This is a genomic window from Roseovarius mucosus (assembly GCF_002080415.1).
Lineage (GTDB): Bacteria > Pseudomonadota > Alphaproteobacteria > Rhodobacterales > Rhodobacteraceae > Roseovarius > Roseovarius mucosus_A.
Window position 1 is genome coordinate 3,401,546 of sequence record NZ_CP020474.1, and the last position, 23,724, is coordinate 3,425,269.

The following is a 23,724-nucleotide window of genomic DNA, read 5'->3' on the forward strand; positions in this document are numbered from 1 at the left end:
CAGTTCAGGTTGTTCGAATTTGGTGTTCGTCTTTTCAAGGCTGAGTTCGTGAGGGGGAGCCTTAGAAGAAGGCCAGCGTGTGAGGACGCAAGCTGCTCGGGGGCTTCGCGTGACAGTGCGAACAGAGTGTCGCCCGGATAGAGGCCCTCGGAAACCGTGATCCGTAAATCGCCAAAGGCTTTAAGCCCACAAGGTCGATCCACGACGGTCAGGTCTTTGATGGGGACAACACGTCTTGCCATTCCGGATGGCGACCGATCATCGCCTTCGCGAACGGGCAGAGTGGGATGATGACCACCTGATCCTGCCGCGCGTCCTCGATCGCCTGTTGCAACAGCCTTGCTCCGACCTTGCGACCGCGCAAGGCGTCGGGGATTTCGGTGTGATCAATGATGATCTGGCTTGCGCTGACGCGGCTATAGCTCATCTCAGCCTCGACACCATCAACGACAAGCCGATAGCGCCCCTTCGACGGGCCGTCTTCCCGCTCGACCGTGCCATCCGTCGCCAAGGCGGCAATCGTCTGTGTGGCATTGGGCGCGCGCACCTGACGCGGGCGTCCATGGGCACATTCCAGCAGGTCGCGGTCCCATCCGCCAAGGTTGGCCGCGGCCTCGTAGGTCGAGACCAAGAACGCCATCAACGTCTCTTCGGGATCTGGCGCGCTCTGTACCGCCTCGTAGGGCAGCATGAATTCCGACAGCCCCGCGTGCCAAAAGGCCGCGTCGGGACGCACCGACGCGCTTCGGTACCCGGTGGGGGACGGATAGGCGTAGGCATAGAAGGCGGGGTAGTCGATGCCATTGCCGCCCGGCCAGAACCCGGCGGCGGACATTTCGCGGTCATAGGCTTCCTGCGCCACGTCGTCTGGCAGAAACGGGATCCCGGCGGGATGCAGCGGGGCGCGCCGCCCCGAAAAACGGGTCACGGCGAGATCCAGCGCGCCCCAGAACAGGTGGACCGGGCTGGACTTGCCGACAAAGGACGTCCGGAACCGGTGGAACACCGTGTCGATCGCCACCAATGCCTGATGGTAGCGCTGCACCGCGTCCCGGTCATAGGGCCGGTCGCGATGATCCTCGCTGAACGGCACGGGGTAGGGCACCTTGTTCGGGGTGTCGTTGAAGCTCGGCGTGCCCCCAAGGTCGGTGATCAGCGTCTCGAACTTTGCACGAAATGCCGCGACCGTGGTCGGCCCGAGCGCGAAAGACGCCCGGTGGCCGTTGCCACAGCTTCCCACGACCATATGCTCTCGAAAGTCGAACAGGAGCTCGATGCCCGGACCGTCGGGGATCTGAGAGGATGCCAGCCCCGTCGGCGTGACATAGAATGTCGCGTTCCAGGAATGGTTAAGCCACGGCGTATGCGCGAGCCGGTATTTTCCTGCAATCTGCAGAAATAGGTGGAGGGCAGAGCAGGTCTCTCGCCACCCGAGGTAGTCGAGGTGAGGCCACTCGGTGCTCATCGCGTTTCTTCTCCCTTCACCCTGTGTCACGATGGACTCTGGTCATCCGATCCTCTGTCGATTGAAAGGCGGCTCGGCATTCCCGTCGGTAGCGCGTGTCGATAGCGTCTCTGTCGGCTCTGTTGTGAAGGCCTGCTTCGAGGGGGCCCCCGATTTATTCAAGTCATTCTTCCCGCGCTGGCTTGGTTCAGAATTGCGGGTCCATCGCATCAAGCGCCGCGCAGACACCCGCGCCGAAATCTGGATGAACCCGGTGGAACAGCCGGATCTGCCGCTCGGTGATGGCGGCAGGAACGCCACACATAGCCGTGGCGATATTGGCGTAGAGCCGGTCTTTCTGCTCTTGGTCGAAAAGCTGGAACAGCGCGCGCGGCTGGATGAAATCGTCGTTGCCGTCGCGATGGTCGAACCGGCCGACCGGACCCTGCAGGTCGAACGTTGGTTCGGCGAAGGACGCATCCTGCTGCGGGCCGTCTAGGCTGTTCGGCTCGTAATAGGCGTCCGGGTTGGCTGCGGCGTCGAAAAAGCGCATCGCCCCGTCCTTGTGATAATGATGCACTGGGCAGCGCGGCCTATTGACCGGCAGCGCCTCGTAGTGGGTGCCCAGCCGGTAGCGATGGGCGTCGGCATAGGAAAAGATCCTGCCTTGCAGCATCCGGTCCGGCGAGTGGCCGATGCCGCGCACGACGTTTGACGGGCTAAAGGCAAGCTGCTCGATCTCGGCAAAGTAGTTGTCGGGATTGCGGTCAAGTTCGAGCACGCCGATCTTGATCGGGGGAAACTCCGCATGGGGCCAAATCTTGGTCAGATCGAACGGGTTAAACGCGAACGCCTCCGCTTCGTTCTGTGTCATGATCTGCACCTCTACAGTCCATTGCGGGAACTCCCCCGCCTCGATCGCGCCGAACAGCGCCTCTTGATAGCCTTCTCGGGTTCGCCCCACGACGTCTTGCGCTTCGCTGTTCGTGTAGTGGCGATGACCCTGTCGGGTCTTGAAGTGGAACTTGACCCAGACCCGAGTGCCCTCGTTGTTCCAGAGGCTGTAGGTGTGACTGCCATAGCCGTTCATATGCATTGGGCTGACGGGCAGGCCGCGATCCGAGAACAGAATTGTCACCTGGTGCAGGCTCTCGGGTGAGAGTGACCAAAAGTCCCACATGGCGGTGGGTGATCGCAGGTTGGTGCGCGGGTGGCGTTTTTGCGTGTGGATAAAGTCTGGGAACTTGAGCGGATCGCGCACGAAGAAGACCGGCGTGTTGTTGCCGACCAGATCCCAGTTGCCTTCGTTGGTATAAAACTTGAGCGCAAAGCCACGCACATCCCGCTCATGGTCTGCAGCACCCGCTTCCCCGGCCACGGTTGAAAAGCGCGCGATCATTGGCGTCACGGTGCCGGGTTGCAGCACGTCTGCACAGGTCAGATGCGATATGTCGCCTGTGATCCTCAACGTCCCATACGCGCCCCAGCCCTTTGCATGGACAACACGTTCGGGAATTCGCTCGCGGTTCTGATGGGCCAGTTTCTCGATCAGCTGCCAGTCCTGAATCAGAACAGGGCCACGATCCCCGGCGGTGAGGCTGTTCTGATTGTCGGCGACGGGTGCGCCAGCAGTGGTTGTCAGACGTGATGTCGGGGAATCTTGGGTAGTCATGGTCAATCCTGTTCGTTGGAGCCATGCCGTTTTCCGGCTTGCTTTGTCCGCCCACACAAGATCGTACTGGTTCGCAGAGGTTTGGGCGCAAAGCGTTGCAGTGAGACAGGTCTAGCGCGTGCCGTCCGACCCCACGTTTCTGATCCTGCTACGACGATGCCGCTCTTGCGATTTGATGCGCACGAGCCGGTCACTCGGGTCCGCGTGCGGAAGGTCGCAGTTGGTCCACTGCGTCTACTTACCGGTATCTGTATCGGGCTTGCTCTGGACGGTTGAGTTTCTGCGAATGGCTTGAATTCCTGCTGTCGGTCAGTGGCCGTTACGCCAGAAGGGTTGGTGCCGCACCGACGTGATCACCCGGCCTTTTCCGACAAATCGACAGCGCATTTCATGGCACGTGTCAGGCCATGGCCCGACCAAGCCGCGCCCGGCCACGAAAGCGAAGCAGCCGATGATGGCGGAAACGACGCGCTGACATTGCTGCAATGGCACCGCTCTTGCGGATAGATTTGCCGTCCTCCACGAACTGACGCCCGTCAATTGCCCGACCAAAGCACCTGATTTGGTCGCCGCAATCAACTGTGCCTTAAAAGATGTTGCAACAGGACTTGATGGTGGCTTTCGTAAGAAATCCTTGCCCGTTATCGGGATTTTTTCCTGATTTATATATGACTATCAAATACATAATATTTGGCAAGAAGAGCAGATTGAACTCAGGTTTGTGTCGAGATGCCCAACACGTTTTTCGCTTGATGCAACCTGTTCCTGCTTGTTGCTGACGCAACAAACTCCTGACCATGGGGAACACTCAGGGCGAACCGCCGCCGCGTCATCGGTCTTCGTTTGTTGCGATCAACGTCAGATTCGACTAATATTCTCGAGGTCAACGTAGATAGTGAAACATCGGTACCAACGCTGCCGAACAGACATGTTTGTTTTGAAGTTCGGCTTGTCTCCCTGATGGGAGATGCAACGATGACACTGCCTGCATATTCGTCCTCCCCATCGCGAAGGTCGACAGGCGTCTTAATCAACGGGCGCGAAAACCCTTTGGCGCGCGTGTGGCTCTAGAGGGACGACAATGACCTTTCATGCGCATTCTTCATTCGCCCAGTGGCACAGCGAGGGCCAACATGCGTCCTATGTGCGGGCCAGAAAATCATCCGGTGGGGTCTTGGATCTTCTGGAAGTGGCGCGCCCGGCCGGAGACATGTCTCGCCCGGCCTTGCCGGACATCGTCCTAATGGAGGACATGCTTGGCTGTAGTCGTGTCAGGGGAAACTTGGGAGGAGGCCGCTTTGATGTGAGAACCGGTAAAGGCACTCTCGCCTTAGCCGCGCCTGACTTTGCGACCACAGTGATCAATGACGAAAGCCATCGGCTGCGTAGTTTGGTGTTTCCCTTGGCGCAGTGGCAGGACGTGCTCGACGAGGCCGCCGACGGTCGGTTCTCGTTAGACACCTCCTTCACCTACGGCCTAGTGTTGGACTCGCCGTCCATCCGGTCGGCGCTGCGGAACCTTTGGGCACTCTGCGAGGATGAAGGGGCACCGTCGCGGCTGCTTGCGCGGGCCGCAGGCTGCGAGATCCTCGCAGAACTCTGCCGCTTGGGCGGAACGCCGTTTGCTCCGGCAAGGGGCGGCCTTGCGCCGTGGGCAGAACGTCGTTGCCTCGAGCTGATGCATGAGCGGTTCTCGGAAGACATCAGTCTGGATAATCTGGCGGCCGAGGCGCGGCTCTCACCCTACCATTTCGCCCGCATGTTCAAACAGAGCGTCGGGGTGCCGCCACGGGTCTACATGACGCGGCTGAGAGTGGAGAAGGCGTGCGAACTGCTCGAACACACGGACCTGCCGGTCACGCAGATCGCGCTTGAGGTTGGCTATTCGTCCAACCAGGTCCTCGCCAGAGTTTTCGTCAAGCTAATGCGCGTGAGCCCGTCCGATTATCGCAGGGCCGTTCGTGACCCGGTGCGCTCCTACACGCTGCGGTGATGCTTGCCGGTGTAAGCCGGGACGTATGTCCCAGACCCAACGAAAAGGGACGTTCACGCATGTTCCGTTCAGGGTTGATGCGTGTCTTGCCCAGGGTCGAACATCATCAGGCCGGCGGTGCCAAGAGTTGTGGCATCTTGCTCTCTAGAACCTCCCGGTGTTCCGCCCGCTTCCCGCCCTCGACGCGGAAGATGTCGACGCCCATCTGAGGCGCTTCGGCCCAGTCGCGGGTCAGCCCGTGCATGGCGACGTGGTCTTATGTGGCGGTCAGCGCAGACCAGATCATAATCGCCCCGAAGGCGAGGAAGATGATGCCGGTCAGCATGCGTCCACGCTTTGCATGTTCGGGCTTGCTCAGGAGCCGCACCGCCTGTCGCGCTCCGATCGCGTAGCCCCCGAGAATGACGAATTTCACGACCACGAATGTTGAAACCAAAAGGGCCAAGACAGCCGTTCCGCTGCCAGCCGGAAGAAACTGGGGAAACAGCGCGGCAAAGAACAGTACGGCCTTGGGATTGCTGATGCCAACGCCGAAGGAGTTGATCCAAAGCGCCAATCCACTTTGTTCGTGGATGGTCTTTTGTGCCGACGGATGTGGTTGCGGGGGCGCGGCGCGTAGAAAGGTCAAACCGAGCCAGATGATGTAAAAAGCTCCGGCAAGGCGCAGTGTGAGAAAGGCGGCAGGATAGGTTTGGAGCAGCGCCCCCAATCCGACGACGGACAGCGTGGCCAGCAGCGCGATTGCGACTAGATCGCCGCTGAGCGCGCCCAGTGCGCGCCGCCAGCCGTGGGCGACGGCGTTGTTCACGATGAACAACGTAGAGGGGCCAGGCGTCGCGGTCTGGACGGCGCTGACAATCACGAATGTAAGGTAGGCAGAAAGGTCCATATCACTCACCGAGCAAAGGGTTGATGTAGGATTGGGCGCAGTAGGCTCAGCGCCTTCGGGTTCAAAGATGGTGCGGACAGGCAGGCCCGCGCGGTCAATCGCTGGATATCTGCAGGGTTTTGCACAATGCCTGGCATGCAAGGGCCTGTGTCGGTCGAAACGGGGGGGCACCAAACAAGTGCCCGGTTGGTAAAGGAACGAAAGCACGGTTGGAATGCGCCCGTCCTCAGTATTGGCGACATCGGTGCCGGTCAGGCGCCGTGACATGGCGCAGGACGCCGGGCACATGGCAGCTTAGGGCGACCGGCTTGTTCGCCCCGAGACAGCTTTCGATCAGCGCACGCGCGTTCGCCTGTTTGGCCGTGTTCGTAACGAGCCTGTTGGCCTCTCTATCCGCCTTGAACCGCCGCGTCTGGCCGGTCTGGATGTCGGGCGGCTGCCCGCCCTATTGAGAGGCCAAGGCGATCTCGGCATCTGCGTCCGTAAACGCGTAAGAGGGGGCGGCCAGGCGCTTCGTCATCCCCGCCGAGGTTAGGCGGCGACGCTTGGAACCTCTGTGTTGAGCAGCTGCTGTTCCCACAGATAGGCGATGGCGCTGCCGCCAAGATGGTCCCTTAGGGCGTCGTTAAGAGCGATTGCAGTCTCGGCCCGGGCCCAGTCGCGCTGCCATTCCGATGCCAGTGCCAGCCAAGTCATCATGTTGATGCCGCCCGCGATCATCCGCTGAATAGCGACCTCATGAGCCTCGACCGACGTGCCACCAGACGCGTCGGTGATGACGGTCACGTCCCAGCCTTCGCCCGCCGCCTGGAGTGCGGGCATTGCCACGCAGATCTCTGTCCAGAGACCGGCGATAACCAACTGCTTGCGGCCGGTCGCCTTGACCGCTTCCACGACCTTCGGATCTTCCCAGGTGTTGATTGTCGTGCGGTCGATCACCTCTTGGTTGGGGAACACTTCGCTGACATGGGGGAAGAGGTCGCCACCCCGGGCGGCGATGACGGTTGTCAGGATTGTGGGCACGCCGAATACCTTTGCGCATTTGGCCAGTGCGGTGGTGTTGTTCACCACCATGTGCGGGTCGTGGCTATTGAGGTTTGCGAGTTGATAGGGCTGATGGTCGATCAGAACGAGGACCGAATCCTCGGGTCGAAGAAGCGAGTCGAGGCCGTTGCGGAAGGTCATGATATCATCCTTTGCGTATGAGAAAGAGGTGAGTCCTGATGACAAAAACTATAGAAGATGCCTGAGGAGTGCGGCGCGGGAACTGCCGCGACAGTGCCGATCTTGCTGTGATGTCGCTTTTGCCAAGCGCGCTTGCCTTGCTGAACGCAAACTGCAAAAGGCTTGTGCACCGCAACTTTGTGGTTGGTCGGGATGCCGGACAATGCCGAGATCTGTCGGCTGTCGGGGGCCGAACGGGTTCGTCAGAACCGGCCACCGTCGATCCGGATGAAGATTTGGATGACCTCGCACGCGCCCCATAGCGGTCGTCCGGCGCGGCCTGCTCTGAGGGCGAGACCGTAGTCGCGGTGGCCAGATGCGTCCGCAGAAGGGCGCTCGACCGAAACAGCCCCAGTCTCGCGGCTCTGTTTCTCAGGCACGGATCAGAAAGGCCGCAAGATCGGCACCTTCGCGACAGCTTCGGCGCTGCAGGGCATAAGGGCGCTCGCTAGAGTTTACCCATTGCCGTTCCGCGATCCACGAACTCCTGCGCCATCTTCAACTCGATGTGATTTCGCTGGTCGTTGGTCTTGTGATCGGCGTGACCAGTGGCGCTTTGTTGGTCCCTTCAACGCGCCTGCGCTTGATGTCTGTCCGTTCACGCTTCACGGCGCGACGACCAGCGGCAGCATTGTGTTTCAACTCACAAAGGAGATACGACCGTGCCCAATACCCTGAAAACCCTGACCGCCGCAGCCTTGGCCGGCAGTGTCGCCTTCGGCGTCAATGCCAACCCCGTCCCTAACATCGTCCTTGTCCACGGTGCATTCGCCGACGGATCCGGGTGGCGCGGGGTCTATGATGAGCTGACCGCGCGTGGCTATGATGTGAGCATCGTACAAAACCCGCTGACCTCTTTCGCCGACGATGTCTCGGCAACCCAGCGCGTGCTGAACAGGCAGGACGGCGCGGTCATTCTCGTCGGCCACTCCTATGGCGGCAGCGTGATCACCGAGGCCGGCACCGATCCGAAGGTTGTCGGCCTCGTCTATGTCGCCGCATTCGCGCCCGAGGTCGGCCAATCCACGCTTGATCAGTACTCCGAGATCCCGCCGCCTCCGAATTTTGTGCCCGAAGAGCAGCCGGACGGCTTTGCCTACCTGAATGCCGACCACTTCCATGCTGGCTTTGCAGGTGACACCGATGAGGCCGAGGCGGCGTTTCTGCGTGATGCTCAAGTGCCAATCGCGATGGCCGCACTTGCAGCGCCGGTGACTGTCGCTGCCTGGAAGACCAAGCCCAGCTGGTTTGTCGTCGCCACCGAGGACGGTGCCATCGCGCCAGATCTCCTTCGCAGCACTGCCCGTCGGATCGGCGCCGAGACCACTGAGGTACGCGGCAGCCATGTCGTGTTCCTGACGCAGCCGAAGGCGGTTGCCGACGTGATCGATGCGGCAGCCAAGGGGGCGGCAGAGGCCGTCCAAGGCACGGATGCCGGGGCCACGGCTGCTTCGACGAAGTGAGGTGGAAAGACGCTATGCGTCTCAATGCGCGACCTCGGTTCGGGGTGCAAAGATGATGCACTGCCCAATGCGAAAATCTGAATTTGGGATGCTCGAAGTTAAAAGGGTGGCGCGATAGGCTGACGAATAATCTCAAGTGCGGGACGCAAAAGAAGAGCTATGTCTGCGTCGGGGTCAGATAGCAGCCTGCGCAGAGTGGACACATCGTGCGTTGTGGTCGCGTGTCCGGCACCGGGGTTTATCGCCATTCGACAATCAGCTTGCGAGCCTGCATGGACCGTTTCGCCCTCTCGCACGCGGGCAAGCGGGACATGCAGGTCGCGGGTGTGGCAGCCAAAGTAGATAGGCAATTCGAAGAGATCGGCCGCGTAGTCAAAGTGTTTCGGGGTATGACCGTTGAGGCCACCAAAGGGGTCGCCCGTCGCATCACCAGTGCCGACAAGGCCGCCCGACAGGCCACCCACGGCCTTCAGTTGCCGCCCGCCCGCTTAGGGTGCGAACAATGCAGCACCGGCCGGAACAAGGGCCGCGCCGCAGTCGAAGGTTTCGTTGGTCTCGGCCCCCGGCTGTGCAGGAGCACGAGGGCTAGCTAGGCCCGCGCCGTTGGATGCGGCCAGCACTGTGTGGATCGTCCGTCATATATGCCCGGACAGTGGCGGGAGAATGCGCTCGATGCGCGCGCGGTACGGTTCGTAACGCGTGGGGAGCATCAGGTTGCGGCCCAGTGCCTCCTCCGGCTCGTCGATGGCAAAACCCGGCGGGTCCGTGGCGATCTCAAAGAGCACGCCGCCCGGTTCGCGAAAGTAGATCGCCTTGAAATACTGGCGGTCGATGATCGGCGTCACGTCGAGCCTCGCGGCACGCAGGCGCTCCTGCCAGTTGCGCTGCTCTTCGGTGTTGCGGGCGCGGAAGGCGACGTGGTGGATGGTGCCCGCGCCCTGTCGGGCGGTCGTTGTGCCATCGTCGCGCACGAGATCAATGACGCTGCCCATTTCTCCGCCCGGCGCGCGCAGGCGCAGGCGCGACAGGCCGGGGCCGGTCTCCTCGCCAAGCTCTTCGTAGCCCATGATCCCGGTCAGGAGCCGCGCGGTCGGCTCTGGATCGGCAAGGCGTAGCGTGACCGAATGAAAGCCGCCGGACGCCATGTCGACGGTCTCGGCGATTTCGATGGACAGTTGGTCGGGGTCGGCGAGCGTGATCACCCTGGCACCAAACCGCTCCTCCGGCCCGTCAAAGTTGACATCGCCCTGCGCCAAAAGGTCCACCCATGCGTCAAGGCCCGCTGCATCAAAGGCGTAGGCCACGGCAGAGGCCATGCCGTTACCCGCCTGTCCGGGTCCGGAACCGATGAAGGGAAAGAAGGTCATGATAGTCCCCGGCGTTCCGGCGCGGTCCCCGTAGTAAAGATGATACGTGCCGGGATCGTCAAAGTTGACCGTCTTCTTCACCAACCGCTGGCCAAGCGTGCCGGTATAGAAATCGAGATTGGTCTGCGGGGCAGAGCAGATGGCGGTGACGTGGTGCAGCCCCGGGATGGCGGTCATGTCTGGTGATCCTCACGGCCCGTGGCGCGTTGCTGGGGACTGTTCGTCTCGGGCAGCGGGATGAATTCCGCCTCGTCGCCGGGCACAGTGTCGAAGCGGCCGCGCCGCCATTCCTCCTTAGCCTGCTCAATGCGTTCGGGGCGCGAAGAGACGAAGTTCCACCAGATGTAACGCGGGCCCTCCATTGGCTCGCCGCCAAAAAGCATCAAGCGAGCGTCGCGCTCGGCCGTGATCACCGCCTCGGCGCGCGGAGCGAGGATCAGCAAGGTCCCAGGCTCGTGGGTCTTTCCATCGACAGCGATCGGGCCGGTCAGGATGTAGAGTGCGCGCTCGTCATGCGTGGCCTCCACGCGATAGGTCCCGCCCGCCGCCAGAGCGATGTCGGCATAGAGCGTCTCAGAAGCCGTCGCGAGTGGCGAGCGCACGCCGTGGAGCGCGCCCGCAATCAGGCGGAGAGTCAGCGCGCCGTCCTCGATGGTCGGCAGGTCCGGCTCACCATGATGGATGAAGGCCGGATCGGATTCTTCTGCCGCAGCCGGTAGCGCCATCCAGGTCTGCAACCCAAATAGCCGCTGCCCGGTGCGCTTGAGCTCGGGCGCGGTCCGCTCGGAGTGGACGATCCCGCGGCCCGCGCGCATCCAGTTCACGGCACCGGGACGGATCGCCTGTTCGGTTCCGAGACTGTCACGGTGCAGGATCTCACCCTCCAAGAGATAGGTTACAGTCGCGAGGTTGATGTGCGGATGCGGCCGTACATCAATGCCCTGATCGGTTAGGAACTCGGCTGGTCCCATCTGGTCGAAGAAGATGAAGGGCCCGACCATCTGACGCGCGGTCGAGGGTAGGGCCCTGCGCACAGTCATCTCGCCGAGATCGACAGCGCGAGGAACGATGACTGTCTCAATGGCATCGACGCTTTCGGCGTCACCGAGGGTTGGGTCGGGGCAAGGGCTCCAGCTCATGTTTTGGTCTCCTGTTTAGGTGTCTTCGGGCTGGCGACCGGCTGTGGTCACCAGAGAGTATATCTTGGGCGCGGCGCTGGATGCAAAAGTTCCAAGCCCGAGCCTGCGCGCGCCGAAATCGTGCATCCAGCTTCCGAGAGTAGAAACGACCGTCGCGAGCCCAAGGATCGCCAGAGCCCTGCACCCGTGGGGGGCGAAGGCCAAGGACACTGGCATCGAAACTGTGGCGGTCTCGCTCATTGCGCTACCTCGGTCTGGCCGATCTCCGAGAGGACCATTACGGCCATGCCGGGCCGTAGCAGCGCATCGGGGTTTGGAAACCGCGCCCATACGGTTACGGTGCCAGTCTCCGCATCGACCTCGGGGCTTGCTGCATGGGGGCTCGCCTCTCCGGGATAGATCCTGTCGCCGGGGAGCCGCAATTTTACTCGGACGGTTTCCAGCAACTCGGCAACCGTCCTGGACCCGGTCGCTTCGAGGGAGGCGAGCCGTTCAGCATAGGGTGCTTGGTAGGCGACGACCGCCGGGTCAAGCGTGATGATCGTCGCCAGTGGCGGGGCAACCTCCGCCTCGAGGAAGGTGCCGACGGCAACGGCCGGCGGCGAGATGAGGCCAGTGATCGGGGCGCGTATGATCGCACGTTCGAGATCGAGCGCCGCCCGCCGCCGCTCGGCCTCTGCCAGCGCAACCGCGGCCTCGGCCATCGCCCTTTCGGTGCGGGCGGGACCCACAGTGGCATCCGCAGCGACCCCGCGGTCAAGCATCTCTTCCTGACGGGCGGTTCGCCGGGCCGCCCCGTCGAGGCGTGCTTGGGCCTCGGCGAGCCGCGCCTCGGTCATCTCCAGTGCGAGTGCCACATCGGTCGGATCAAGACGGATCAGCGGCTGACCCGCTTTGACGTGATCACCACCCTCAAACAGGATTTCAGCTACGACGCCGTTCAGGCGGCTGGACAGGACCGCACGGTCGGAGGCTTCGATCCGTCCTTCAAAGACAAGTTGTTCGGCGACAGCCATATGCGCGGTCGTCACTGCGAACAGAAGTGCAAGACAGCGTGTCATCCCTCCGTCTTCTGACGCTCGGACGTTGCGAAATGTTTCGCGTGCAGGCAATGGGCGGCGGCCCCTGCGGCTGTCGTCCGGTCCCTAAGCCATGAAACCGCCGTCTCGCCCAGCAGCATTCCGAGCAGGCCAAGCAGCGCGATGATTGGTGGCGCGGGGGAGCGTGTGCCAAAAAGTGCGTAGAGCCCCCCGACGGCGAGCCCGAACGCAAACGACACAGCATAGGGTTTCCAATCCATCCTGCCTCCCCTCACACCGCAAAACACGAACAGCCGAGTGCGCCCCAGAAGGACTTTACGTCTTTCACGGGAATGGGGTTCGTCCAGGCAATTCCGTGGTCATGGCCGTGCAGCGAGCAGGCGCTGGCACAGCCATCGTGGCATGCGCGGTCAATACGCATCTCAGTGGCACCGGTCGCCTGCCGCGCGCCCGGACTTGGGACCGCGCCGACTGGGCTCCAGCCCGGCGAGGCGGGCGGCAGCGGCGGTGCAAGATCGGAGAACGGGCCCTCGCCATGCACGATACGGCCGCCGACCATGGTCAGGACGGCGTTTATCTGCCGGATCTCGTCAGGCGGCACGCTCAGGTAATCTGCCGAGAGCACGGCGAGATCGGCATACATGCCGGGCGCCAACGTGCCTTTTTCATTCGCCTCGCCCGAGAACCATGCCGACCCATGCGTCCAGAGCCGCAGCGCCTCCTCGCGCGTCAGCAGGTTGTCCTCGCTGTAAAGCGGCATGCCGCCCAGCGTCTTGCCGATGGTCATCCAGTAGAGGCTGACCCACGGGTCGTAAGAAGCCACGCGTGTTGCATCGGTGCCAGCACCGACCGGGGTGCCCATGTCGATCATCCGCCGGATTGGTGGTGTCGCCTGCGCCGCCTCCGCGCCGTAGCGGTCTACAAAATACTCCCCCTGGAACGCCATTCGATGCTGCGTGGCGATGCCGCCGCCAAGCGCCGTGATCCGCTCGATGTTGCGCGGCGTAATCGTCTCTGCGTGGTCGATGATGAACCGCGTCTCGAAGGGCTGGCGCTGGTTCACACGCTCGAAGACGGTTAGGAACCGGTCGATCGTTTCGTCATAGGTCGCATGGATGCGGAACGGCCATTTGTTCACCGCCAGCAGCTCGACGATCGGCTCCAGTTCGCTTTCCATTGTGGGGACGAGATCGGGACGGGGTTCGAGGAAGTTTTCGAAATCCGCTGCCGACCAAGTCAGGTTCTCACCCGCTCCGTTCATCCGTAGCATGTTCGATCCAGCACCGGGTTCGGTCATTGCTACCCAGTTCTCATAGTCCGAAAGCTCTGCACCCGCAGTTTGTGCAAAAAGATTGAACGCGATTCGAACCGTTAGTTGATCCGCGTCGTGCAGCTGCTGGATGACGGCGTAGTCATCCGGATAATTCTGGCCGCCGCCACCGGCGTCGATCACCGATGTGATACCGAGGCGGTTCATCTCGCGCATGTAATGGCGGGTAGAGTTGATCTGCTCCTCGAGGGGCAGCTTTGGCCCCATCGCGAGGGTGGAATATAGGATGAGCGCCGAGGGCTTGGCGATAAGAAGGCCCGTGGGGTTGCCTTGGGCGTCCCGCTGGATCTCGCCACCCGGCGGATTCGGCGTCTCCTTCCCGAAACCCAGCACCGCGATGGCCGCCCGGTTGATCAACGCCTGACCGTAGAGGTGCAGGATGAAAACGGGTGTGTCGGGCGCGGCGGTGTTGATCTCGTCAAGCGTCGGCATGCGCCGCTCGGCGAACTGGAACTCGGACCAGCCGCCGACGACCCGGACCCACTGCGGGGCAGGGGTGCGGTCCGCCTGTTCCTTCAGCATCCGCAGCGCGTCAGCGAGCGAGGGAACATTCTCCCACCTGAGTTCCATATTGTAGTTGAGCCCGCCACGGATCAGGTGCGTGTGGCTGTCGTTCAGGCCGGGAATCACGCGCCTGCCGCCCGCGTCGATCACATGCGTGTCCGAGTCTGCCAGCCACATGATCTCGTTCTCTCTTCCCGTTGCCAAGATGAGACCATCCCGGATCGCGACGGCGTCGGCGTCTGGCGTCGCGGGATCAAGCGTCGTCACACGCGCGTTTCTGATGATCGTGTCGGCCATGCCGTCCTCCGTGTTGGATTGTGCCTGCGCAGTGTCGGGTGCAAAAAGCCCAAGCGCGCCAAGCGCGGCGCCTGATTTCGTGACCCACCGGCGGGTGACCGGCGCGGCGGTTTTGATCGGGTGTTGTCTCGTCTCGTGCATGTCAAACGTCCCAGCCGCACGCTTCACCCCAGCCTGAAAGTAAGGGCGGGCCTGCGGGGCGATGCAGGCCCGCTCGATGCGTCGGCAGGGAATGGGGCGGCTGCGGGGCATAGCAGCCGCCGGACCCGGCGCATCGAGATCGCTATTCGGCGGCGGCGGCCGATCCGGCGGCTACGGGTGCCAGACGCTCTCCATGCTCGACCCGCTCAGGCGCCTTGTGAACCATGGTGTAGGCGTAATCGACGCCCATGCCATAAGCGCCAGAATGCTCCCGCACGAGGCTCATGATGGCATCATAGGTCTCACGGTGCGCCCAATCGCGCTGCCATTCCAGCATCACCTGCTGCCAGGTCACCGGCACAACCCCGGCCTGGATCATGCGCTGCATGGAGTAGTCATGCGCCTCCTGCGAGGTCCCGCCGGAGGCGTCAGCGACCATGAATATCTCGTAGCCGCCCTCGGCCATTGCGCTGAAGGCGAAAGAGTTGTTGCAGACTTCGGTCCAGAGCCCAGAGACAATGACCTTCTTCTGGCCGTTCTTCGCGAGCGCATTACGCACCTTCTGGTCGTCCCAGGAGTTCATAGAGGTGCGCTCGAGCAGCGGATGATCGGGGAAGACTTCCAGCAGTTCCGGATACGTGTGACCCGAGAAGCTTTCGGTCTCGACCGTGGTGATCGTGGTCGGGATGTCGAACACCTTGGCCGCCTTGGCGAGGGCCACAACATTGTTTTTCAGAACCTGCCGGTCGATCGACTGCACGCCAAAGGCCATCTGTGGCTGGTGGTCGATAAAGATGATCTGGCAATTGTCCGGGGTTAGTAGTTCAGGCTTGGTCATGTGCTCTCTCCTTGGGTGATTTCATGTGTTCTTGGGTGTTTCCGCTTGCCTCAAGGTACCGCGATTGATCGGGCATCAACCCGGAATGCGCGCCATCACCGTGATCTCGACATCAAAACCGGCGAGCCAGCAGACGCCGACCGCTGCCAAAGCGCGTGGCGGTCGGCGGGAAAGTGGCATCGCGTTTCGACATGGCACAGTTCCTTTGTTTGGGACGATAGGCGTTGCCTGCGCGGACAATCGCAGTGGGGCGGGCCGCAGGTGTATCAGCCCGTGATGAACTCGAGCAGATCGGCGTTCAGCACGTCGGCGTTGACCGTCAGCATGCCGTGCGAGAACCCCGGATAGGTCTTGAGCGTGCCATTGGGCAGCAGTTTGACCGCCTTTTCGGCCGAGGCTGCAATTGGAACCACCTGATCATCCTCGCCATGCAGGACGAGCGTCGGCACGGTCATCGCCTTCAGGTCCTCTGTCTGATCGGTCTCCGAGAAGGCCTTGATGCCATCGTAATGCGCCTTGGCGCTGCCCATCATGCCCTGCCGCCACCAGTTCTGGATGACGCCCTCGTGGACCGTCGCACCCTCGCGGTTGAACCCGTAGAACGGACCGGCGGGCACATCGCGGAAGAACTGCGCGCGATTTCCGGCGAGGGCCGCGCGGAAACCGTCGAAAACCTCCATCGGCGTGCCCTCGGGGTTCGCGTCGGTCTGCAGCATCAGCGGCGGGATGGCGGCGACGAGAACGGCCTTGGCCACCCGGCCAGCCGGTCCACCGTGCCGCGCCACGTAGCGCGCGACCTCGCCGCCGCCGGTGGAATGGCCGATGTGGACCGCGTTGCGCAGGTCCAGCGCCTCGGCCACGGCAAAGGCGTCGGCGGCGTAGTGGTCGATGTCGTGGCCGCTGTCGACCTGCTCCGAACGGCCATGTCCGCGCCGGTCATGTGCCACCACCCGGTAGCCCTTTGAGAGAAAAAACAGCATCTGCGCGTCCCAGTCGTCGGAGCTGAGGGGCCAACCGTGATGAAAGACGATCGGCTGAGCGTCGCGCGGGCCCCAATCCTTGAAGAAAATGCGATTGCCGTCGGGGGTAGTGATCTCTGCCATGTCAAAATCTCCTTGTGTTTGATCTTGGGCAAAACTTGGAAGGGACAACGCACTTGCCGTGGCAAAAGCACCAGCAGAGGCGAGAGCCGTGCGCCGCGTCAGTGTCGTGTGGGTCAGATCATTGATGCGCATTGCTGATCCCTTTCTTTGTCAGGCGTCATCGGTGTTCGGCATGCAGTACATCGGGAATTTCGAAGACATCTTAGGCGGCCTCCGCCTCGTTGGCGTTGCGTGTTCTGCTGTGCATGTGCCGAATTTGCGCATTGTTGCATCCCGCTGTTTGCACGATGCGAGTCCGGTTTTGTCCGGCATCCGCACCGGCGCAACGCGGAAGAAGGTATGTGTCGACACACGGGAGTTTTGGACCTCGGAAGCCGTCTCGATCCGACGACAGCGACCCTCAATGATCTCACATGCCCGGCGATACTCTCGAACGCCGTTTCATCATTTTTGACGATGGAGAACAGAGGATTGCACGGCGCCTAAATTGACATGCGGTCACGACATCTGGAGTAACAATGACCCAAGCACGGACAACGCCTCATGCCTTACAAACTCCCCCAGTCGACGAACCCATCCGGCGTCGCAAGTTCTTTTTCCCGACGTTTCAGTCAGGCTTTCGCGGCCGTCAGCCGATCAAAGCGTGATGACTCCTGATGGTCGATCCGGCACATCGACTTTGCAAGGATCTGTGCGCGATAGCTGCTCGAAGACGCGGTGCGCAAAGTCGCGGAATGACGTGGGCCGCTGCCCGGTCATCCGCTCAACGCCCAGGGTCATACAGTCTTTAGCGCCCGCCTGACTACGCCCAGACCCGTGAGCGTCTTGGCGTCGTCAGGCGGAAGGCCCTGCGCCACGAAGCGCGCTGCCAGAGCGGCAGGATCAAGAGAAATGTGGCGCACCGGCCTGCCAATGACATCGGTGATGAGGACCCGCTCGACCACCATCATGCTGTCCCTTCATACGCAGCGGCGGCAGCCTCGGTGCCGCCCAAGGCTGTCAGCACGACCAGCGGGTTCCAATAGTCGCGGTAATGCGCAATGCGCCCTTCCCGCACAGTGACCACCGAAATGTACTTCTGATTATAAGGAGCACCTGTATTCACGCCCGCGCCGCTGCAGGAAAACTCGAAGACCACCGTATCGCCAGCAGCATGTACGCTGCCGAGCTCCATCGGCCCGAAGATGAGCAACGGGCCGAGCTTTTCAAGATGCGCCGCAAGGGCAGCCTTGCCGTCCAGCCGCTTTGGCAGCCCGTCAGGCGCATAGGGGAACTCGAAGATCACGTCATCTGTGAAAAGACCGAGCAAGCTGTCCGCAGGGGCGAGCCGGTCACCTAATGCCGCGCGCAGCAGGTCAGAGAAACTATCGAACTTGTCAGCCATGATGGAACCTCATATGGATGGAACGGTAACGTATCGACCAAATAGGAGTACTTTCGTTGGAACGCAACCGTTCCGTCGTTAAATCCCGACGAAAACCTTCCGGGGCTGCCGTGCAACGTGCCGATCTGACCGATGCGCTCTATCGCGCTTTCTTCGAGGAATGGGCGGAACGCGGCTTTGCCGCCATAAGCCTGGAAAGGGTTGCCGCCAGAGCGGGGGCCGGCAAAGCCGCGATCTACCGTCGCTTTTCGTCGCACCACGAATTTGCAGTCGCGGCAGTGTCAACGATTGGGTTGACGATCGCCATGCCCGACGACCATGGAAGCCTGGAGGCCGATGTACTTGCCTTTCTGATCCGCCTGAGAGTGGTCCTTCGCCATCCCATGATCCGACGCATCCTACCGGATCTTCATGCCGAGGCTGCACGGTCCGCGCCGATGCGAGATCTGAACACTCAGGTTGCCAAAGCGCGCCGGGAGCAGGCACAGGTCGTTCTCGACCGCGCGATTGCGCGGGGCGAGTTGGACCAGGCCGTCGATCGTGATCTGGCCCTCGATCTGCTTCCCGCACCGCTCTACTGGCGCATGGTGGTTTTGGGGATCACCCCGACGCGCGACCAACTTGCGACCGAAGCAGTCGCAATTGTCGCGGCACTAAGGGCGTCCTCTCCCCGGTGCTAACTCTCTTGTTCACGACAACCCTCCCGAAGGCTCCATAGCCGTTTCGGGCTGGAGAGATTGAAATCCATTGGTGGTTAGTAGTCAAATATAGTCCGGAGACCTGCGTCGGCTCCCCTCAGGCGGAAGAGCCGACGACTTCCGGATTAAAACGGGTGAGAATGTGCCAGCGTGATCGTGGTTACTTCCGATAGAGAACCATGCCCGCATGATGCAGCACATCGGGTTCAACGAATTCACCGTCGGCGGTAAATCCGCTGTCGTCCCAGTATTCGATATATGTGCCGTTGATCTCATAGCGGCCTTCGTAGGCGCGTTCTCGTTCGCCGCGGGCCTCGACGTAGCGGCCATTCGGCAGCAGTTCGTGCCGGATGCGGTTGTCGGCGGTGACCCACATCCCGACATAGGGGTGCGGGGTTTCACTCCGGGCGAATTCGGCACCGATGGCCAGAAGGACGGCGGTGAGCATGGCTGATTTCTCCATGGTTGACCTCAATTTGCGGATGCTGTGGGGCGGATGGTGATCTCGGTTGTGTCCACGGTCGCCGGGGCGTTGATCAGCTGGCTTACGGCGCGTGCGATATCAACCGGTTTCAGCGCAATGGCGCGGTAATCCCCGATGAGCGCCTGCGTCTCTTCGTGGGTGATGGTGGAGGCGAGTTCGCTCTCTACCACGCCGGGGTTCACGCAGGTGACACGGATGGCGCTACTTTCCTGACGCAGCCCGTCCGATATCGCCCGAACCGCAAATTTTGTGCCGCAATAGACGGCTGCCGTCGGTACGGCCTGCAACGCGCCGATAGAGCCGATGTTGATGATCTGGCCTTCGCCTTGCCGTTCCATGACCGGAAGAACGGCCCCAATCCCCCACAAAACGCCCTTGATGTTCACGTCCACCATCCGCTCCCATTCGTCGAATTTGACGGCGGACATGGGCGACAGGGGCATCACGCCGGCGTTGTTCACCAGCACGTCGATGCGGCCCCACAGGTTGAGCGCCGTTTGCGCAAATTCCTGCATGGAGCGAAGCTCGGTGACATCAAGCGACCAAGTCGCGACCTCGGCCCCATGGCCACGCAGGTCCTGTGCGATGGCGTCCAGCCGATCCGTGCGGCGCGCGCCCATCAAGATTTTCGCGCCCTGCGCTGCAAGCGTGCGCGCGATGCCTTCGCCGATGCCGCTGGAGGCGCCGGTAATCAAGATGACCTTGTCCATGATTTTCTCCTTATCTGCCTTTTGCAAAAAGCAAGATGGACGCAGATCATTGTGAACGGTATACCGTTATTGCTGGACTGGTTGGTTAGCGCTGCGCGACAATGGGGGCGTCCTATGGACTTGAACTTGCTGCCACTCCTGCTCGCTGTTGCCGAAGAGCAGAACTTTCGCGCTGCGGCGGACCGGCTCGGTGTGACGCGATCCGCTGTGAGCCAAGGCATACGCCGGCTAGAGGATGCCTTGGGCATACAGGTGGTCATGCGCACGACCCGCTCGGTTCGCCTGACCGAGGCCGGTGCCCGGCTGGTCGAGAGCCTGCGCGCTCCAATGGCGGCGGTACAGGACGCGCTTGAGGCCAATGAAAATGTGCCGAGTGGGCGGCTGCGATTGGCCGTCACATCCATTGCCGAGGAGTTTCTGTCGGGGCCGCTGCTGGCGCGTTTTGCCGAGGCGCATCCCAAGGTTACGGTGGATGTGACGGTCATAGATGACGCGTTGGATATCGTCGCCGGTGGTTACGATGCAGGTGTTCGCTTGGGCGAAGTGATCGAGCAGGATATGATCGCCGTGCCCGTTGGCGGCCCGCAACGCGAAGTGGCGGCAGCCACGCCCGCCTATATCGCGCGATATGGCGCACCGAACCACCCCAAGGATCTGCTCGATCATCGTTGTGTCGGATGGCGACCCGCCCCCGACACGGCCCCGTGGCGATGGGAGTTCGAGGAGAATGGCAAGCCCTTCGATGTCATGGTGGATCCACAGGTGACAACCAACGACCTGCGTCTGATGTTGCGGGTGGCTTTGGCGGATGGTGGTATCACCTTTGCGCCATGGGACTGCATGAGAGAACATTTCGATAGTGGCGCACTGGTCCCGTTGCTTACGGGCTACCTGCCGCCGTTTTCAGGATTCTACCTGTATTTCCCACAGCGGCAGAACATGGCACCAAAGCTGCGGGCGCTGATCAATCACATTCGCCAGTGGCGATTTGTGGACTGATCACGATTTCGCGGTCGGAGCCTCGCAATCGCAGTCTGGAAATCTCTGCGCGCTTCGACTTGCGTTGGTGGAGAGGGCCGCGCCTTGTTGGGCGCGGCCGCGACCATCTCACCGGCTTGTCACGACCTGCATGACGGCTTTGGACAGCTCGATCATAGCGCCGTTGCGGGTGTTAAAGTCGGCATCTGCATCCGACAGGAAGATGGCGATGAAGTATGGTTCCCGATCCGGCGGCGTCACCATCGCCACGATGTTGCGGTTGAAATTCCCGCTTCCCGATCTGTCGGCGACATGCCAGCCCGCTGGCGTGCTCGCACGGATCAGTGCGCCCGTAACGCCACCGTCGCTCATCCAGTCGACCAGTAGCGCGCGCGATTGCGGGGACAGTGCACCGCCCGTCAGCAACGTCTCCATCGTCGACACCATCGCTTCGGGCGTGGTTGTATCGCGCGGATCGTCCGGCGCGAAGGTGTTCACGTCCGGCTCGCGGCGGTCCAGACGGCTCACCGGATCGCCGATCTCGCGCAAAAATGCGGTCACGCTTTGCGGTCCTTCGATCCGGTCGATCAGCAGATTGGTCGCCGTGTTGTCGCTCATGTCGAGCGCGGCGTGGCATAGTTCGCCCACGCTCATCGTTTCGCCGACCATCTTTTCGGTGACAGGCGCATACTCGAGGACTTCTGCGGCCTCGATCGCAATCCTTTCTTCGAGGTCGAGGTCGCCCTCATCGACACGATGCAAGACGGCGCCGCACAGCATGGTCTTGAAGGTGCTGGCCATCAGGAACCGCTCCTCGGCACGATGGCTGACGGTCCAATCCGAGCCGCTGTCGCGGATCACAACACCGACGCGCGCGTCGAGCTCTTGTTCGATGCGGTCGATGGTTGCGGCAAGATGCAGTTTCGGGTTCTGGCCAAAGGCAGGGGCGCCTGTCAGCAGTGCGAGGGAAACCCCGGCGGCCAGTAGGGGCAGCGTCGCGGCATGTGTCAACATGGGTTCATCCTTGTCTGAATCGATGGCGCATGGCACCGCTTCGTCGCCTGCTCAAGGCGAGTGATGACGGGCGACCATCAAGGTCTGGAATTTACGAGACATCAATGGATGTCACGCCGCACCCCTTAGTTTGCTACTTTACGGCCATCAAACGACAAAGTATCACACTTGGCATTAGCTGGAGTAATGCCGATGGATCGCCCGGACCTGCCTCTGAACGGACTCCGCGTGTTCGAGGCGGCCTATAGGCAGGGTAGTTTCACCCGCGCCGCCATAGAGTTGCGCGTCACCCAAGCCGCGGTCAGCCATCAGGTGGCACGGCTCGAGGACCGGCTCGGCGTCACATTGTTCGTGCGCGCATCCGGCGGATTGGTGCCGACCGATGAGGGCAGGGCGCTGTACCCTGTTCTGGAACACGGCTTCGACGCAATGGCGCGAACGCTCGACCGCATTACCGGACATCGCCACATCGAGACGTTGAAGATCGGTGTTGTCACGACCTTTGCCGTCGGTTGGCTTTGGCCGCGTCTGCCTGAGTTCCGGCAGGAGCATCCGTCGATTGACCTTCGCATCTCGACCAACAACAACCGCGTCGAGATCCTGCGCGAGGGGCTCGACATGGCGATCCGCTATGGCAGCGGTTCCTGGACCGGGCTTGAGTCTGACGTGCTGCTTGAGGCTCCGCTCGCACCGCTGTGTGCGCCGTCGATGGCCGAATATCTGACGACCCCTGAAAGCCTCAGCCGCGAGGTCCTGCTGCGGAGCTATCGCAGCGACGAATGGCCGCGCTGGTTTGCAGAGGCAGGGGCACTCTGTCCGCCACTGACCGGTCCGATATTCGATTCCTCGCTCGCCATGGCCGAGATTGCATCGGATGGCGGGGGCGTGGCGCTCCTCCCGGTGGAAATGTTCACACGCCGCATTGCGGATGGGCGGTTGGTTCAGCCGTTCTCGACGATGGTGTCTGCGAGTAGGTATTGCCTGACATGGCCTGCGGACCGACCGCCTACACCTGCCATGCGAGATTTCAGAAGTTGGCTGCTTACTGCATCGGCAGAACCAGCCTTAGGCACCAGTGCCTAGCACCTGTATCCACCAGCACTTCGGGATCGTCCAATCTGAGGGTTCTCGCAGCCTGCGGGCATGATCTGGCTTAGTCAGTGATCATGGTGGCGCGTGGCGAGCCAAAAGAACAGCTACCCTCTTGCGCTCACTGTCACTAAGTGACATCTAGTGTCCATGTCACTTAGTGACATAGGTGGTGTGGGTGCGGCGAAACTGTTCACTTGCCCGACGAGAAAAACAACCCACTGGCACCCTCGTGAGGGAACGGAGGCCACAGAGTGACAGACGGATCGAGACTAGAGGACGCGCGGCTCGACGTATCCCGACATGCAGCAAGGCTGTTCTGGGAGAAGGGCTTTGATGCGACCAGCGGTGACGACATAGCCGCCGCGGCTGGCATCTCGACGCGAACTGTCTGGCGATACTTCCGATCCAAGGAAGCCTGCGTCGAACCGGTGTTGAAAGTCAGCGAATTGCGCTTCGCGGCACTGCTCGGCCAATGGCCGAAAACCGAAAGCATCGACCAATTCCTGGCCCGGTCCATGACGGTATTCATCTCTGACGATGCCTTCGTCCGCGACAGCATTGCCGCTGTCCGGATCCTCGCGATCCTGCACCGCGAACCGGCCCTGCGCTCGGCCTGGCTCATGGCGTGTCACGCGGCGGAGATGGAGCTAATCGGCGTCGTCGCTGACCGTGCGGCGCGAACTGCGGACGATTTCGAGGTCAGGCTCTGCGCCGCTGCCATCACAGCAGCGATGCGCCTTGTGGACGAAGAGATCAGCGCGGCCGTGATCAACGGCGGTATGCACGTGACGTCTGAGGAGGCGACGGCCCGCATCCTTTCGGCGATCCGGGCCGCCGCGACACTCCCCATCTGCGACGCCGTCGCCTGACGGCGGCAGCCCACTCGGGCCAGCGCGTCCGAAAGGAAAAAAGGAAACATC

The 23,724-nt window shown here is 61.8% G+C and carries 26 protein-coding genes; 7 read left to right on the forward strand and 19 right to left on the reverse strand.

Annotation, left to right across the window (positions count from 1 at the left end):
• Window positions 1-208: 208 nt before the first annotated feature.
• Window positions 209-1,465 (reverse strand): DUF5996 family protein, encoded by a 1,257-nt coding sequence (locus tag ROSMUCSMR3_RS16205; RefSeq protein WP_081507980.1) that lies wholly within the window; start codon window positions 1,463-1,465, stop codon window positions 209-211.
• A gap of 187 nt (window positions 1,466-1,652) precedes the next feature.
• A complete protein-coding gene (locus ROSMUCSMR3_RS16210) occupies window positions 1,653-3,116 on the reverse strand; it encodes a catalase (protein ID WP_081507981.1) in 1,464 nt (487 codons plus the stop codon).
• A 336-nt stretch (window positions 3,117-3,452) separates the two neighbouring features.
• Between ROSMUCSMR3_RS16210 and ROSMUCSMR3_RS21280 the strand changes: the two genes are divergently transcribed.
• Window positions 3,453-3,623, forward strand: a complete 171-nt coding sequence (locus ROSMUCSMR3_RS21280) for a hypothetical protein (protein WP_198385542.1) — start codon at window positions 3,453-3,455, stop codon at window positions 3,621-3,623.
• 574 nt (window positions 3,624-4,197) lie between these two features.
• Window positions 4,198-5,109: a helix-turn-helix domain-containing protein gene (locus ROSMUCSMR3_RS16215; RefSeq protein ID WP_008279992.1), complete on the forward strand. Its 912-nt coding sequence runs from the start codon at window positions 4,198-4,200 to the stop codon at window positions 5,107-5,109.
• Window positions 5,110-5,215: 106 nt separating this feature from the next.
• Here ROSMUCSMR3_RS16215 and ROSMUCSMR3_RS21285 read toward each other — a convergent pair whose 3' ends face one another.
• From ROSMUCSMR3_RS21285 to ROSMUCSMR3_RS16225, 3 genes are all read right to left on the reverse strand, one after another.
• Entirely contained in the window at window positions 5,216-5,353 is a 138-nt protein-coding gene (locus tag ROSMUCSMR3_RS21285; protein WP_157667342.1) for a hypothetical protein, read from the reverse strand.
• A 12-nt stretch (window positions 5,354-5,365) separates the two neighbouring features.
• Window positions 5,366-5,998, reverse strand: coding sequence for a LysE family translocator (locus tag ROSMUCSMR3_RS16220; RefSeq protein WP_081507982.1), 633 nt, complete (start codon window positions 5,996-5,998; stop codon window positions 5,366-5,368).
• A 531-nt stretch (window positions 5,999-6,529) separates the two neighbouring features.
• Entirely contained in the window at window positions 6,530-7,183 is a 654-nt protein-coding gene (locus ROSMUCSMR3_RS16225) for a hydrolase (RefSeq protein WP_081507983.1), read from the reverse strand.
• Window positions 7,184-7,884: 701 nt separating this feature from the next.
• Here ROSMUCSMR3_RS16225 and ROSMUCSMR3_RS16235 point away from each other — a divergent pair.
• Window positions 7,885-8,685, forward strand: a complete 801-nt coding sequence (locus ROSMUCSMR3_RS16235; RefSeq protein ID WP_081507985.1) for an alpha/beta hydrolase — start codon at window positions 7,885-7,887, stop codon at window positions 8,683-8,685.
• 98 nt (window positions 8,686-8,783) lie between these two features.
• Here the strand turns inward: ROSMUCSMR3_RS16235 and ROSMUCSMR3_RS21290 are convergent, their stop codons facing one another.
• From ROSMUCSMR3_RS21290 to ROSMUCSMR3_RS16285, 11 genes are all read right to left on the reverse strand, one after another.
• Entirely contained in the window at window positions 8,784-9,149 is a 366-nt protein-coding gene (locus ROSMUCSMR3_RS21290; protein WP_157667343.1) for a hypothetical protein, read from the reverse strand.
• Window positions 9,150-9,320: 171 nt separating this feature from the next.
• A complete protein-coding gene (locus ROSMUCSMR3_RS16245; RefSeq protein WP_081507987.1) occupies window positions 9,321-10,229 on the reverse strand; it encodes a ring-cleaving dioxygenase in 909 nt (302 codons plus the stop codon).
• Window positions 10,226-11,191 carry a pirin family protein gene (locus ROSMUCSMR3_RS16250; RefSeq protein ID WP_008279999.1) on the reverse strand — a complete coding sequence of 322 codons (966 nt, stop codon included), beginning with the start codon at window positions 11,189-11,191 and terminating at the stop codon, window positions 10,226-10,228. The genes ROSMUCSMR3_RS16245 and ROSMUCSMR3_RS16250 overlap by 4 nt, the downstream gene beginning before the upstream one ends.
• A 15-nt stretch (window positions 11,192-11,206) precedes the next feature.
• Window positions 11,207-11,431, reverse strand: a complete 225-nt coding sequence (locus ROSMUCSMR3_RS16255) for a hypothetical protein (protein ID WP_081507988.1) — start codon at window positions 11,429-11,431, stop codon at window positions 11,207-11,209.
• Window positions 11,428-12,252 carry an efflux RND transporter periplasmic adaptor subunit gene (locus ROSMUCSMR3_RS16260; protein ID WP_081507989.1) on the reverse strand — a complete coding sequence of 275 codons (825 nt, stop codon included), beginning with the start codon at window positions 12,250-12,252 and terminating at the stop codon, window positions 11,428-11,430. The genes ROSMUCSMR3_RS16255 and ROSMUCSMR3_RS16260 overlap by 4 nt, the downstream gene beginning before the upstream one ends.
• Window positions 12,249-12,491 (reverse strand): XapX domain-containing protein, encoded by a 243-nt coding sequence (locus ROSMUCSMR3_RS16265; RefSeq protein WP_081507990.1) that lies wholly within the window; start codon window positions 12,489-12,491, stop codon window positions 12,249-12,251. Before ROSMUCSMR3_RS16265 ends, ROSMUCSMR3_RS16260 begins: the two co-directional genes overlap by 4 nt.
• A gap of 11 nt (window positions 12,492-12,502) precedes the next feature.
• Window positions 12,503-14,503 (reverse strand): amidohydrolase, encoded by a 2,001-nt coding sequence (locus ROSMUCSMR3_RS16270; RefSeq protein ID WP_087148907.1) that lies wholly within the window; start codon window positions 14,501-14,503, stop codon window positions 12,503-12,505.
• Window positions 14,504-14,645: 142 nt separating this feature from the next.
• On the reverse strand, window positions 14,646-15,341 hold the full coding sequence (locus tag ROSMUCSMR3_RS16275; protein WP_081507991.1) for a hydrolase: 696 nt from the start codon (window positions 15,339-15,341) through the stop codon (window positions 14,646-14,648).
• 266 nt (window positions 15,342-15,607) lie between these two features.
• Window positions 15,608-16,444, reverse strand: a complete 837-nt coding sequence (locus tag ROSMUCSMR3_RS16280; RefSeq protein WP_198385622.1) for an alpha/beta fold hydrolase — start codon at window positions 16,442-16,444, stop codon at window positions 15,608-15,610.
• Between the two features lie 776 nt (window positions 16,445-17,220).
• The gene (locus ROSMUCSMR3_RS21295) at window positions 17,221-17,394 is read right to left on the reverse strand and encodes a hypothetical protein (RefSeq protein WP_157667344.1); all 174 of its coding nucleotides are present in this window, start codon (window positions 17,392-17,394) and stop codon (window positions 17,221-17,223) included.
• Complete coding sequence (locus ROSMUCSMR3_RS16285) at window positions 17,391-17,828, reverse strand: nuclear transport factor 2 family protein (protein ID WP_008280009.1); 438 nt, start codon at window positions 17,826-17,828, stop codon at window positions 17,391-17,393. Before ROSMUCSMR3_RS16285 ends, ROSMUCSMR3_RS21295 begins: the two co-directional genes overlap by 4 nt.
• Window positions 17,829-17,884: 56 nt before the next feature.
• Here ROSMUCSMR3_RS16285 and ROSMUCSMR3_RS16290 point away from each other — a divergent pair, with 56 nt between their 5' ends.
• On the forward strand, window positions 17,885-18,508 hold the full coding sequence (locus ROSMUCSMR3_RS16290; protein ID WP_237183466.1) for a TetR-like C-terminal domain-containing protein: 624 nt from the start codon (window positions 17,885-17,887) through the stop codon (window positions 18,506-18,508).
• A gap of 178 nt (window positions 18,509-18,686) precedes the next feature.
• On the opposite strand, the gene ROSMUCSMR3_RS16295 is transcribed toward ROSMUCSMR3_RS16290, so the two are convergent.
• Entirely contained in the window at window positions 18,687-18,974 is a 288-nt protein-coding gene (locus ROSMUCSMR3_RS16295) for an Atu4866 domain-containing protein (RefSeq protein ID WP_199861257.1), read from the reverse strand.
• A 23-nt stretch (window positions 18,975-18,997) separates the two neighbouring features.
• Window positions 18,998-19,720: an SDR family oxidoreductase gene (locus tag ROSMUCSMR3_RS16300; RefSeq protein WP_081507994.1), complete on the reverse strand. Its 723-nt coding sequence runs from the start codon at window positions 19,718-19,720 to the stop codon at window positions 18,998-19,000.
• A gap of 114 nt (window positions 19,721-19,834) precedes the next feature.
• On the opposite strand from ROSMUCSMR3_RS16300, the gene ROSMUCSMR3_RS16305 reads away from it, so the two are divergent.
• Window positions 19,835-20,719: a LysR family transcriptional regulator gene (locus ROSMUCSMR3_RS16305; RefSeq protein WP_081507995.1), complete on the forward strand. Its 885-nt coding sequence runs from the start codon at window positions 19,835-19,837 to the stop codon at window positions 20,717-20,719.
• 108 nt (window positions 20,720-20,827) lie between these two features.
• Here ROSMUCSMR3_RS16305 and bla read toward each other — a convergent pair whose 3' ends face one another.
• On the reverse strand, window positions 20,828-21,712 hold the full coding sequence (gene bla, locus ROSMUCSMR3_RS16310) for a class A beta-lactamase (RefSeq protein ID WP_237183467.1): 885 nt from the start codon (window positions 21,710-21,712) through the stop codon (window positions 20,828-20,830).
• Window positions 21,713-21,898: 186 nt separating this feature from the next.
• Here bla and ROSMUCSMR3_RS16315 point away from each other — a divergent pair, with 186 nt between their 5' ends.
• Both ROSMUCSMR3_RS16315 and ROSMUCSMR3_RS16320 read left to right on the forward strand, forming a co-directional pair.
• Window positions 21,899-22,795 carry a LysR family transcriptional regulator gene (locus ROSMUCSMR3_RS16315; RefSeq protein WP_081507997.1) on the forward strand — a complete coding sequence of 299 codons (897 nt, stop codon included), beginning with the start codon at window positions 21,899-21,901 and terminating at the stop codon, window positions 22,793-22,795.
• 260 nt (window positions 22,796-23,055) lie between these two features.
• Window positions 23,056-23,673 carry a TetR family transcriptional regulator gene (locus tag ROSMUCSMR3_RS16320; protein ID WP_081507998.1) on the forward strand — a complete coding sequence of 206 codons (618 nt, stop codon included), beginning with the start codon at window positions 23,056-23,058 and terminating at the stop codon, window positions 23,671-23,673.
• Window positions 23,674-23,724: the final 51 nt, after the last annotated feature.

What these genes read in the sequence shown, in the direction of transcription:
- ROSMUCSMR3_RS21285 (WP_157667342.1), bottom strand. Translation starts at nt 5,353, where the DNA reads ATGCACGGGCTGACCCGCGACTGGGCCGAAGCGCCTCAGATGGGCGTC.
- ROSMUCSMR3_RS16275 (WP_081507991.1), bottom strand. Translation starts at nt 15,341, where the DNA reads ATGACCAAGCCTGAACTACTAACCCCGGACAATTGCCAGATCATCTTT.
- ROSMUCSMR3_RS16265 (WP_081507990.1), bottom strand. Translation starts at nt 12,491, where the DNA reads ATGGATTGGAAACCCTATGCTGTGTCGTTTGCGTTCGGGCTCGCCGTC.
- ROSMUCSMR3_RS16250 (WP_008279999.1), bottom strand. Translation starts at nt 11,191, where the DNA reads ATGAGCTGGAGCCCTTGCCCCGACCCAACCCTCGGTGACGCCGAAAGC.
- ROSMUCSMR3_RS16300 (WP_081507994.1), bottom strand. Translation starts at nt 19,720, where the DNA reads ATGGACAAGGTCATCTTGATTACCGGCGCCTCCAGCGGCATCGGCGAA.
- ROSMUCSMR3_RS16285 (WP_008280009.1), bottom strand. Translation starts at nt 17,828, where the DNA reads ATGGCTGACAAGTTCGATAGTTTCTCTGACCTGCTGCGCGCGGCATTA.
- bla (WP_237183467.1), bottom strand. Translation starts at nt 21,712, where the DNA reads ATGTTGACACATGCCGCGACGCTGCCCCTACTGGCCGCCGGGGTTTCC.
- ROSMUCSMR3_RS16280 (WP_198385622.1), bottom strand. Translation starts at nt 16,444, where the DNA reads ATGGCAGAGATCACTACCCCCGACGGCAATCGCATTTTCTTCAAGGAT.
- ROSMUCSMR3_RS16295 (WP_199861257.1), bottom strand. Translation starts at nt 18,974, where the DNA reads ATGCTCACCGCCGTCCTTCTGGCCATCGGTGCCGAATTCGCCCGGAGT.
- ROSMUCSMR3_RS16270 (WP_087148907.1), bottom strand. Translation starts at nt 14,503, where the DNA reads ATGCACGAGACGAGACAACACCCGATCAAAACCGCCGCGCCGGTCACC.
- ROSMUCSMR3_RS16315 (WP_081507997.1), top strand. Translation starts at nt 21,899, where the DNA reads ATGCCGATGGATCGCCCGGACCTGCCTCTGAACGGACTCCGCGTGTTC.
- ROSMUCSMR3_RS16260 (WP_081507989.1), bottom strand. Translation starts at nt 12,252, where the DNA reads ATGACACGCTGTCTTGCACTTCTGTTCGCAGTGACGACCGCGCATATG.
- ROSMUCSMR3_RS16245 (WP_081507987.1), bottom strand. Translation starts at nt 10,229, where the DNA reads ATGACCGCCATCCCGGGGCTGCACCACGTCACCGCCATCTGCTCTGCC.
- ROSMUCSMR3_RS16255 (WP_081507988.1), bottom strand. Translation starts at nt 11,431, where the DNA reads ATGAGCGAGACCGCCACAGTTTCGATGCCAGTGTCCTTGGCCTTCGCC.
- ROSMUCSMR3_RS16305 (WP_081507995.1), top strand. Translation starts at nt 19,835, where the DNA reads ATGGACTTGAACTTGCTGCCACTCCTGCTCGCTGTTGCCGAAGAGCAG.
- ROSMUCSMR3_RS21295 (WP_157667344.1), bottom strand. Translation starts at nt 17,394, where the DNA reads ATGATGGTGGTCGAGCGGGTCCTCATCACCGATGTCATTGGCAGGCCG.
- ROSMUCSMR3_RS16215 (WP_008279992.1), top strand. Translation starts at nt 4,198, where the DNA reads ATGACCTTTCATGCGCATTCTTCATTCGCCCAGTGGCACAGCGAGGGC.
- ROSMUCSMR3_RS16220 (WP_081507982.1), bottom strand. Translation starts at nt 5,998, where the DNA reads ATGGACCTTTCTGCCTACCTTACATTCGTGATTGTCAGCGCCGTCCAG.
- ROSMUCSMR3_RS16225 (WP_081507983.1), bottom strand. Translation starts at nt 7,183, where the DNA reads ATGACCTTCCGCAACGGCCTCGACTCGCTTCTTCGACCCGAGGATTCG.
- ROSMUCSMR3_RS16210 (WP_081507981.1), bottom strand. Translation starts at nt 3,116, where the DNA reads ATGACTACCCAAGATTCCCCGACATCACGTCTGACAACCACTGCTGGC.
- ROSMUCSMR3_RS16205 (WP_081507980.1), bottom strand. Translation starts at nt 1,465, where the DNA reads ATGAGCACCGAGTGGCCTCACCTCGACTACCTCGGGTGGCGAGAGACC.